Origin of the sequence: Coleofasciculus sp. G1-WW12-02 (genome assembly GCF_040219735.1) — a bacterium.
Taxonomy (GTDB): Bacteria; Cyanobacteriota; Cyanobacteriia; order Cyanobacteriales; family Coleofasciculaceae; genus Coleofasciculus.
In genome coordinates, this window is sequence record NZ_JAVJRX010000008.1 from 37,887 (window position 1) to 47,294 (window position 9,408).

The following is a 9,408-nucleotide window of genomic DNA, read 5'->3' on the forward strand; positions in this document are numbered from 1 at the left end:
CTCGCCTAAAACATCTTTCTATGTCAATCTGTGTCATTTAACCGTAAGTCGGCGGCAGAATATGATTCAATCGGTGTCATCTATGTTATCACAAAGAATCTGGATCAACGCCTAGCGATCGCAGTCTCTCCTCTTCTAAACTCAAGCCAGTGATCTGACTAATTGTCTGTTCATCTAAAACCCCGATCATTTTCCTCGCTATTTCTACTTTAGACTCCTGAATCCCCTGTTCTCGTCCCACTTGAATACCCTGTTCAATTCCCTGTCTCAACGCCAGTTTAATCGCATTCCGTTGGTCATGAATATAGATTTCTCGCTGTTCTAAAGCTTCTAATTCTTCACGAGTCAGATTCGCTTGATTCGCCACTTCAAATGCTTTGCGAATTTCGGGAACTTGTGCCATTGTTTCCGGTATCGACTCTAATCCTCTAGCACATTTGATAAAGTATATCCATTTATCCGCTAAGCTGCCTAATTCGTCTAGCTCTTTGGTAAACTTGGGTAATTCAACAAAGACTAACTCCAAGTCATTAATCGGGTAATCCGTCAACAGGTTCTTTTCTTTGAGAACAAAATTAGAAATCACCTGGGGCAAATCCTCAAACATTTCAAAGTCCGTCAGAGTCAAAGCTATCACCGGATTCAATAGAGTATAATCCTCCCCGGGTTGCAATTGAATCGAATAGGCTTTAGCGGCGTTATACAATATCCGCTTCTCAAACCCGGATAAATTCAGGACTTGCATCTCAATAATTACCGTTTTATTATCGGTTAGTTTGGCTTTAACATCCAGGAACGTATCTTTAATTCCCTGAATCTTCGGCGCGAGATAAGGGTTAATAATTTCTAACTCCGTGATGCGGGAATGTCCATCGTAGAGGAGGGAATTCAGGAAACTAATAAGGATTTCTGGGTTTTGCTCAGAGCCAAATATTTTCTTAAAGGCAAAATCCGTTTTTGGATTAATAAAAATCATAATCATTTTCCCCCAATGAACACGATCCCCTACAAACACCCGATCGCATTCCTTTGTGCTAACCGAGTTTTTGGTGCGATCGCTCTTTTTGTTTCCTCGTCTGCCACCTTATGGATAGAGTCTATAGGCAGGTACATTTTCCCATGATGAAAAGTATACCATAAACCAACAGGCGATCGCATATTAAAAGCCGATAAATGAGCAACAAAACCCGCCCTTGCTTAAGAGCCTAAAGAAAAATCCCACGTAAACTGATAAAAATAATCGCTCCTAAACTAGCGGCGGCGGGTAGCGTAATTAACCAAGCTAGAGCAATGGATTTAAGGGTTTGAAAGCGAACTGTGCGCCAATTTTGAATCAATCCAATGCCAACAATACCACCCACTAAGGCGTGAGACGTTGAAACCGGGAAGCCGAAGCGGGAAGCGAGTAAAACAGTTGTCGCCGTGGCAATTTCGGCACAAAATCCACTACTGGGTTGTAAAGGGATAATATTTTCCCCAACGGTAGTAATCACCTTTTTACCCCAAACGGCTAAACCTGCAACGATACCCGCACCACCGACGATAAGAATCCACAACGGAATATTAAACGCAGTGAGTGGAACCGTACCCGTAGCAATGATATACGCGATCACAGCTAAGGGAGCGATCGCATTCCCGACATCGTTGGAACCGTGAGCAAACGCCACAAAACAAGCGCTGAGAACTTGGAAACGCGCCAGTTGTTGCTCAATTGGTGAGGTAAAGGGGGACACAGAATTAGGGGGTGGGACAATATTAGCTTCAATTTCCCCTTCCCCAGTTTCCCCCTTATGAATACTTTTGTCTCTCGATTCTTTAGTATTAACAGCTAGAATTAAGGAACCACTTTCTAACTGATTCCAACTAATCAAACTCAGGACAATCGCCGCTATTGAAATAGTAATAATGGGTAAATCATGAGCAGGAATAGGCAAAGCATAAAATAGAGGACGATTAAATAAACTTGGCATCACAATCGCGCCAAAGATGCTCAAAAGAATAGCACTTAGCCAAGGAATCCATTCCCGTAACTGAACAATCGGATTCGTTCGCCTTAAAATTGAGGTATTGATAATACTATAAAATCCGGCGGCTAAAATCCCACTGATCACGGGTGTAATAATCCAGGTTAACGAAATACGACCCAACGTTCCCCAGTCTACCGCCTGCACCCCAATCGCTACCCAACAAAATCCTGCGATCGCGCCAACCACAGCATGGGATGATGCGACAGGTAATCCCAGACTGGTGGCAATTTGTAACCATAAACCACAAGCGAGTAACACCGAAGTCATCCCCAGTAGTAACACCTGTGGCGTTTGGGCAAATAAGCTTGGATCAATAACTTTCGTTGCTAACGTTGTCGCCACCCCTTGACCAAATAAAACCGCACCCGTAAACTCCAAAATACCTGCAATAATTAGCGCTTGCCGTAGGGTAACCGCTTTTGAGCCAACTGATGTTCCCATGGAATTAGCAACATCATTGGCGCCTAGATTCCAGGCTACATAGAAGGCAAGAATGGCAGTTAAACCGAGTTGAACTACAGCTATTGAAATCACTCGTTATTCCTTATTCATCAAAATTTCCTGCACAGCTTGCCGATAGTGGTTATAGGATAGCTTGGAAAAACCAACAAAAATCACTTGCTCGATGGTTGTATTCCCTTCCAAAACCTGCTTAACTGTACCTACAGCTATTCTGGCAGCCCGTTCCGGCGGAAACCCATAAGCGCCCGTGCTGATAGCAGGAAAGGCAATACTGCGAATCTGATAATCCTTTGCCAGTTCCAAACTCCGATAATAACAACTCGCTAACAAAGCATCCTCGCCATGATTACCATCCCGCCAGACAGGTCCCACTGTATGAATTACCCAATCGGCTGGCAGATTGTAACCCTGAGTAATTTTGGCATCACCCGTTTTACAACCATTCAAACCTCGACATTCTGCCAACAAGCCGGGTCCTGCAGCACGATGAATCGCCCCATCCACACCTCCTCCACCAAGGAGAGAGGTGTTTGCTGCATTGACAATAGCATCGACGGTTAACTGGGTAATATCGCCTTCAATGACTGCTATTTTACCTGGTATCATAATGAATTGTATCCTCCTAAGAAATATTTCTTTCCTTCAAGATTGAGCTGAGGTTTTAGCACAGCATGTTACCCACACCCTTACCATTCCCCCAAAAAACTGATCAGCGCTGGCATACGTTTAAGGAAATGTTACAACGTCTGCATCGAGAGGGCATCTATATTCATTCTGAACAATTAGCAGAATTTCTGTTAGTCCATGGATTGCCAGTTGATTTGTGTTATGTCCCTCAACATTTGCAGTCTAAAGCGATTCAGATAAATCACAACTATCAGGGCGATATGGTGTCTCTAGCTGAACAATCAGAACCGAATTGGGATTATTCCTAGATGAACAAGGTATAAATGCCCATAGTAAAAAATAATCCCTGCTATCAAATTTAATCCAAAAATGGGGACGGGTGACTGGGCATTGAGAAAGTTTGCTCAACTTTAATTGAGTCCGACTCCTTAGGGTGAGAAAGAACGGTCAATTTCGCTTAACTTTTGACCCCTTACTACTACCTTTTCCCTTTCCTTTAGATGGCTGGGATTTTGATGTCGGTGCAATCATTGGCACCGTAAAGTGAAACTGACAACCCTGGTCTTTACCCGCCGAGTCTGCCCAAATTTTACCGCCCCACCCCTTGACAATTTGGCGACAAATTGCTAAACCTAAGCCTGTGCCGCCTGTAGTCCGTCGCAGCGCCCCTTCTTCTTGATAAAAACGATCAAAGACATCTTCTAAGCGATTGGGTTCAATACCCCGCCCTGTATCGGCTACGGTCACTTTTAACATAGAATTCCCATTGGTTTGAATCCCAATTGTGATTTCTCCTTGGGAGGACGTAAATTTGCAGGCATTGTCTAGCAGTTTGGCAAGGGTTTCCACCAGCCACTCGCCATCTGCTTGGACTAAGGGCAGATCGGTAGGAACTTGATTAATAATATTCGGTCGCCGCTCCTGTGACCAATGGACGTTGATCCGGCTGAGGGCTAACTCAATGCACTCTTGTAGAGAAATGGCTTCTACATTCCATTCCACACGACCACTTTCTAGGCGGGAGAGGGTGAGAAAGTCTTGCACCAGTTTCCGCATACGTTCGGCGTCATCAAGGGCGGTATTGAGCATCACTTGACGCAATTCTGGCGACATATCCGGCTCGCTAGCCAGACTTTCTAGGCAAACCTGAATGGTTGACAGGGGGGTGCGGAGTTCGTGACCCGTGATTGCGACTAAATTACTACGAGTGCGGTCAAGGGCTGCGAGTTGTTGGTTCAAATCTTGCAGATTCGCATAGGCTTCAGCTTGGATTAAGGCGACACCCACTTGAGTCGCGATCGCTTCGACGAGGGCGAGTTCTTCATCCTTCCACCGATAAGGGATTTCCCCACAGTGGTGTAACTCAACCATACCCAACAACTGACCCTGATATAATACGGGAACCATTAGCCAAGAGCGCATACTAAAGGTTTTCACCAATTCCTTTAAGTTAGAAGACGGGGAATTGGCGCTTTTACTCGGTGTTTGGTTCAGCCGAGGATCGTTTTGGGTATCTTCTACGGAAATGGACTCTTGATGTTCGACAATTCCTTGAAACAGAGAATTGTCTTTTAGGGGCCAAGGGCTACCTAAAGTTGAGCAAAGGATGGTGCGATCGCGTCCTCGGGTTTCCATGTATTCATGGGTAATCGTAGCTTGAGTATCCGTTGCTTTACAGCGATAAATCAGACAGCGACAGGAACCCATGGCTCGTCCTAACTCTTGCACCGCGATTTCTAGGACTTCATGAGGATCGAGCGATCGCCGAATTGCCGTGCTAATCGAATTTACCAAACGCTCTCGTTGTTCTTGAGCCGCGATCGAGCGATAGGCTTTCAGGAGTTTATACTGACCAGCTTGTAAGTAAGTCACCAACCGCTGCACAAACGGATCGGGATTAGGTGAGTCTTGCGGATTCACGTCTGAGGTTTGACTTGATTGAGAACTTACCCCTAATGAGTCGCCAATATACTGAGCTTTTGCCTGCTCGATTTTATCCGCTAATTCAGGTCGATAGCTGGCAATGCGATCCAGAAGCAACTCGGCGGCTTTTGCACTAACCGTTCGGTCAAATGTCCAAATTCCCTCAAAACGTCGAGAGGTATCCATCTCGCCATTGACGCTATTGGAGACAGACACAGGTTTTTCTCGGCAAATCAAACAGTTGGCATAGTACGAACCAATTACGACTAAATGCCACTCGTGACTTAAGCCATCGCCCGGATCAAATGCCACGGTTTCGTGGTGCTCTGAGCTATTCTTGAAATCAGTTTCCGGTGCGGCTAATACATAGACATGAGGTGTCCGTTGAGCAATACGCCGATAGCGATGGGCTTCCTGACGATAGAAGCGTTCTCGCTGAAAACAGGCAATCACCAACGGCTGCTCCGAACCAGCCAAGACCTGATCTTCCATTGCATGGGAGAGTGCGGTCAAAGACGCTTTGAAATATACTTGTTGCCGCAGTTGGGGCATGGCTTGGAGTAAGTGAGCCAGCACCGAAGTTTTGATGATCATTCAAATAAGCGATAAGCAGTTTTTAGCTTGAGCTTGGCAACAAACCCTTGACAAATCCCCTTTTTTATGAATTAAATCGCCGCAATACCCAATTGATCGAGAGCAATCGGCAGGTATGGGGAATACCAAAGGGACGCGATTCTGCAAAGAACCGCTTTGGTGTCATCTAGATTTGATAACTTGTCCTATCAACCTATGGTACAAAATGAGGTAACTTCCACCTAGCGAACCCGATAAAATTCCTTTTTAGATTGTACCTTTATGGAGGACGGCTTTCCTCCCCAGCTTACCTGACGCTCTCAAAGCGGAGGAAAGCCACAAATTTTGATGAACAAGCAAGCTTGTCACCCCATGTCCTCACGGGGTGACAAGCTTGCTGAAGTGTTGAGCCATCCTGCTTTTAGACCATTTCTTCTTGTCACAGATAGGGTCAAATATAGCAGTTTTATCTGGGGGACCAGCCCCCCAGACCCCCCGATGGGGGACGAGCGCCTCCCCCATACCCCCTGCGCAACGCAACGCTAGAATATATCTCATGTCTCAGGGTGCTGGTAACGCTGATAGGTCTCCCATGAGCCTGAACAATGCTTTCAGTCTTTATTTAAAATTAATTTTTGTATGATTTGCTACATTTTGACCCAAGCATCCGGGAGAGCCGAATCAATATACCGACGAAAAATGACCCCAAAATGACAGGCGAAACGTTAAACCAAAAACTGGCTAGCCTTGAGACCTGTGTTTAATTTTTAGTGAACTTGTTTCCGACAGCACAAATTCCTAATGTCAATAGAGCCAATACCGTTGATGTTTCCGGAACAGGTATTCTCAATTGTTTAGACTCGATGAAATTTAAATAGGCTTTTTGATTGTTAGAATTATACAAAAAATCATCTGAACTCTGGAAAAGATTAAAACCGTAAGGATCACCAACAGCCAAGACTTGACCCCCGTTAGCAAAGGGCTGAAATTCCACCATCGACCTGATTGAGCCATTTGTACCAATCAGCGTTCCCCCAGTCGGAGTAATATCGGTTACCATTGGATCAATATCAGTGGCTAAGGATGTACCAAATGTTTGACCTCTTAAATCACCTAAGGCACCGACATTCGTTAGAGAAACTGTATCTTCAAAGGTGCCACCTGTAGAAGAATTGACACCATCGACAACACCTGTATATCGTGAACCGAGTCCGAGCGCTTCAAGTAAAGAATTGGCAGATATCTGTTCATCAAGACTTGAATCTGATTCGACGATCACAGAACCACCAGTTTTAACGAAACTTCTCAGCACAGTACTTTCGGTTGACGTCAGGGTTTTAAAAGACGTTCCGTGAAAGAATACATCAACGTCAGCCAGATTTGTCTCAGTTAGAGTTGATAGTCCTGGAAGGATAGTATGTGAACGTTCAAGAAGACTAGAACTGAATGCACTATATTGGAATGTGCCATTTCCGGCATTGAATAAATCACCCCCACGCTGATTGGCGCTGTTCCAACTTCTTATCGTTAATGCGCCTACCGAATTTCCTCCTAAAGCTTCTAGAAGAATAGACAGTGATAAAGTCACAGCTATTAAGAGTTTATTCATATTAGTAATGGGGTAATCTGTATCTTAATATTTAGAATACAGTGATTTATAATTTAAATTCCTGGTTTTTTGTCAGGTTCACAAAAACTTTACATAAATAAAGAAATTAAGTTATTATTAATTTAAATACTTGTTAAGAAAAAGTTTACATATATGAGGAGTTGAATACCTTCGCTCAATGTACGTTGATGAAGCTGCCTGAATATTCGTAAAATATATTTACAATCCTTAAATAAACTTAACCGTTTTAACCAGGCAAATCCCTTGAGTCATAAGTTATTTTTATCAAAACCAATGAATTCTATCTTCACACAATATTTAAAAATTGCCCCTTGACAAAAGGACAAAGGGTGAGTAAATGAAACATAGTATCTATGCAGACCTATAGGTAGGTTTATTTCGTGCCAGTCTCATTAATATCCTACCTTAGTAGGATGAACCTCTCAAGATAATATGTAACGGCAAAGAATAAAGGAATAAAGGAATGAATAAACTTTTCCCAGGTTTCTCAGATGGGTTCCCAGTCGCGCTGAGACTATGGTTAGTATTTTTGCTATGCCTTTTCTTATTGAGATACTCGGTTCCCTTCAGTATTTTAGTGGGTGCTGTTGGGGGAATTGCTGGCGGCTGGGTTGTAGCTTGGTGGAAAAGTAAAGATGAACCGAGTACCGTACCCTCTGAACCCCAAGATGAGCCAGAGGAACCACCCGTCAAGCTAAGTGGATTAAGCCTGGCGAAACAGCGTCGAGAGGCTAAAGCGAGAAAGCGTTCCCAGAAACGCCCCACTTCATTGACGGGATTATTAAACAGAAGTAAGTAACCTTCCACATACCAAATCATAGGGGCGGGTTTTACCGATAACGTTTTGTCGATGTCCGATAACTTGACTAAACCCGCCCCTCTAAGGGAAGCAATGTTCCAGACTAATAGGGCACGTCTGGGAATAATTTTGACTGGTGGATAGTTGAAGCTAAGCAGTGCTAAGTCGTAAATTCAGATGCCACAATCATAGAACCAATTCCTTTATTGGTAAAAATTTCTAAAAGTAGGGCGTGGGGAATTCGACCATCAATAATATGAGCCGCCCGTACCCCCTGAGCCAGCGATCGCACACAACAGTTGACTTTAGGTATCATACCGCCAGCCACAACGCCCGATACCATTAACTCTCGTGCTTGTTGGATATCCAGCTTAGCCATTAGAGTGGAGGGGTCTTGGTAATCCTGCAAAATCCCAGGAGTATCGGTGAGCAAAATTAACTTTTCTGCTCCCAAAGCGGCTGCTATTTCACCAGCAACGGTATCAGCGTTGATATTATAGGCTTGACCTGTATCATCGGCTGAAACACTTGACACAACTGGAATGTAGCCACTTTTGACCAAAGAGTCCACCAGTTTAATATCAACACTGCTGACTTCTCCGACAAAGCCAATCCCCTTGCGCCCTTCGGGACGGGCTTTGATTAAATTCCCGTCCTTACCGCAAAGTCCCACGGCTAAACCCCCAGCCCGGTTAATCAAAGAGACTAACTCCTTATTAACTCGACCCACGAGAACCATCTCCACAACATCCATCGTAGGCGCATCCGTTACCCGCAACCCATCCTTGAATTGTGGTTCAATCCCCAGCTTATCCAACCAGCTATTAATTTCTGGACCCCCGCCGTGAACCACGACGGGACGAACGCCGACACAGGATAAGAAGACAACATCCCGAATCACTTTATCTTTGAGGTTGCTATCCTTCATCGCCGCCCCCCCATACTTCACCACAACTGTCCTTCCGGCAAACTGCTGGATGTAAGGTAGAGCTTCACTGAGTATCTGCACACGGGTTGCTTCGGCTTCCCGGATTAAATCGTGATTGTTTTCTTTTGTCATCGACAGGAACTGGAAGATCAATAAGATATCCCAAGCAGTTTAGATCATTTCTTTATAAAATTCGCCTCTCATCCCCATCCACAAGGGGATGGGGATGAGAGGCGAGGCCGGCGACGGGGTTCAATACCCCTGAGCCTGCCAATAATCTATCGGGGTGACAGTTAGCCTCTGTGTTTGTGAGTCTCGATGTATTTTCTTTGCGTATACCACTAAAACATATAAGTTTTTGTGCTAATCTAAGTCGATCAAGGATTTTGGAGGTAAAACCGTCAAGCGTACCGTCTCCATCCCCGTCAACTTACCCCAT

At 44.5% G+C, this 9,408-nt stretch carries 8 protein-coding genes; 2 read left to right on the forward strand and 6 right to left on the reverse strand.

Annotated features, from left to right (window positions below; genetic code table 11):
• Positions 1–88 precede the first annotated feature (88 nt).
• The 3 genes from RID09_RS00810 to RID09_RS00820 all read right to left on the reverse strand — a co-directional run bounded on the left by RID09_RS00810 (position 89) and on the right by RID09_RS00820 (position 3,095).
• Positions 89–976 (reverse strand): Rpn family recombination-promoting nuclease/putative transposase, encoded by an 888-nt coding sequence (locus RID09_RS00810; protein ID WP_446334051.1) that lies wholly within the window; start codon positions 974–976, stop codon positions 89–91.
• Positions 977–1,205: 229 nt separating this feature from the next.
• Positions 1,206–2,561 (reverse strand): inorganic phosphate transporter, encoded by a 1,356-nt coding sequence (locus RID09_RS00815; protein ID WP_446334052.1) that lies wholly within the window; start codon positions 2,559–2,561, stop codon positions 1,206–1,208.
• Positions 2,562–2,564: 3 nt separating this feature from the next.
• Complete coding sequence (locus tag RID09_RS00820) at positions 2,565–3,095, reverse strand: O-acetyl-ADP-ribose deacetylase (RefSeq protein ID WP_446334053.1); 531 nt, start codon at positions 3,093–3,095, stop codon at positions 2,565–2,567.
• Between the two features lie 65 nt (positions 3,096–3,160).
• Here RID09_RS00820 and RID09_RS00825 point away from each other — a divergent pair, with 65 nt between their 5' ends.
• Entirely contained in the window at positions 3,161–3,424 is a 264-nt protein-coding gene (locus tag RID09_RS00825; protein ID WP_446334054.1) for a hypothetical protein, read from the forward strand.
• Positions 3,425–3,563: 139 nt separating this feature from the next.
• On the opposite strand, the gene RID09_RS00830 is transcribed toward RID09_RS00825, so the two are convergent.
• Positions 3,564–5,633 (reverse strand): DICT sensory domain-containing protein, encoded by a 2,070-nt coding sequence (locus tag RID09_RS00830; protein WP_446334055.1) that lies wholly within the window; start codon positions 5,631–5,633, stop codon positions 3,564–3,566.
• Between the two features lie 739 nt (positions 5,634–6,372).
• Positions 6,373–7,221, reverse strand: coding sequence for a hypothetical protein (locus RID09_RS00835; protein ID WP_446334056.1), 849 nt, complete (start codon positions 7,219–7,221; stop codon positions 6,373–6,375).
• A gap of 484 nt (positions 7,222–7,705) precedes the next feature.
• On the opposite strand from RID09_RS00835, the gene RID09_RS00840 reads away from it, so the two are divergent.
• Complete coding sequence (locus tag RID09_RS00840; RefSeq protein WP_446334057.1) at positions 7,706–8,041, forward strand: hypothetical protein; 336 nt, start codon at positions 7,706–7,708, stop codon at positions 8,039–8,041.
• 160 nt (positions 8,042–8,201) lie between these two features.
• On the opposite strand, the gene argB is transcribed toward RID09_RS00840, so the two are convergent.
• Positions 8,202–9,101 carry an acetylglutamate kinase gene (gene argB, locus RID09_RS00845; protein WP_446334058.1) on the reverse strand — a complete coding sequence of 300 codons (900 nt, stop codon included), beginning with the start codon at positions 9,099–9,101 and terminating at the stop codon, positions 8,202–8,204.
• Positions 9,102–9,408 lie beyond the last annotated feature (307 nt).

Excerpts from the sequence above, each read along its gene's own strand:
- RID09_RS00810 (WP_446334051.1), bottom strand. The coding sequence starts at position 976 with ATGATTTTTATTAATCCAAAAACGGATTTTGCCTTTAAGAAAATATTT.
- RID09_RS00820 (WP_446334053.1), bottom strand. The coding sequence starts at position 3,095 with ATGATACCAGGTAAAATAGCAGTCATTGAAGGCGATATTACCCAGTTA.
- RID09_RS00825 (WP_446334054.1), top strand. The coding sequence starts at position 3,161 with ATGTTACCCACACCCTTACCATTCCCCCAAAAAACTGATCAGCGCTGG.
- RID09_RS00830 (WP_446334055.1), bottom strand. The coding sequence starts at position 5,633 with ATGATCATCAAAACTTCGGTGCTGGCTCACTTACTCCAAGCCATGCCC.
- RID09_RS00835 (WP_446334056.1), bottom strand. The coding sequence starts at position 7,221 with ATGAATAAACTCTTAATAGCTGTGACTTTATCACTGTCTATTCTTCTA.
- RID09_RS00840 (WP_446334057.1), top strand. The coding sequence starts at position 7,706 with ATGAATAAACTTTTCCCAGGTTTCTCAGATGGGTTCCCAGTCGCGCTG.
- argB (WP_446334058.1), bottom strand. The coding sequence starts at position 9,101 with ATGACAAAAGAAAACAATCACGATTTAATCCGGGAAGCCGAAGCAACC.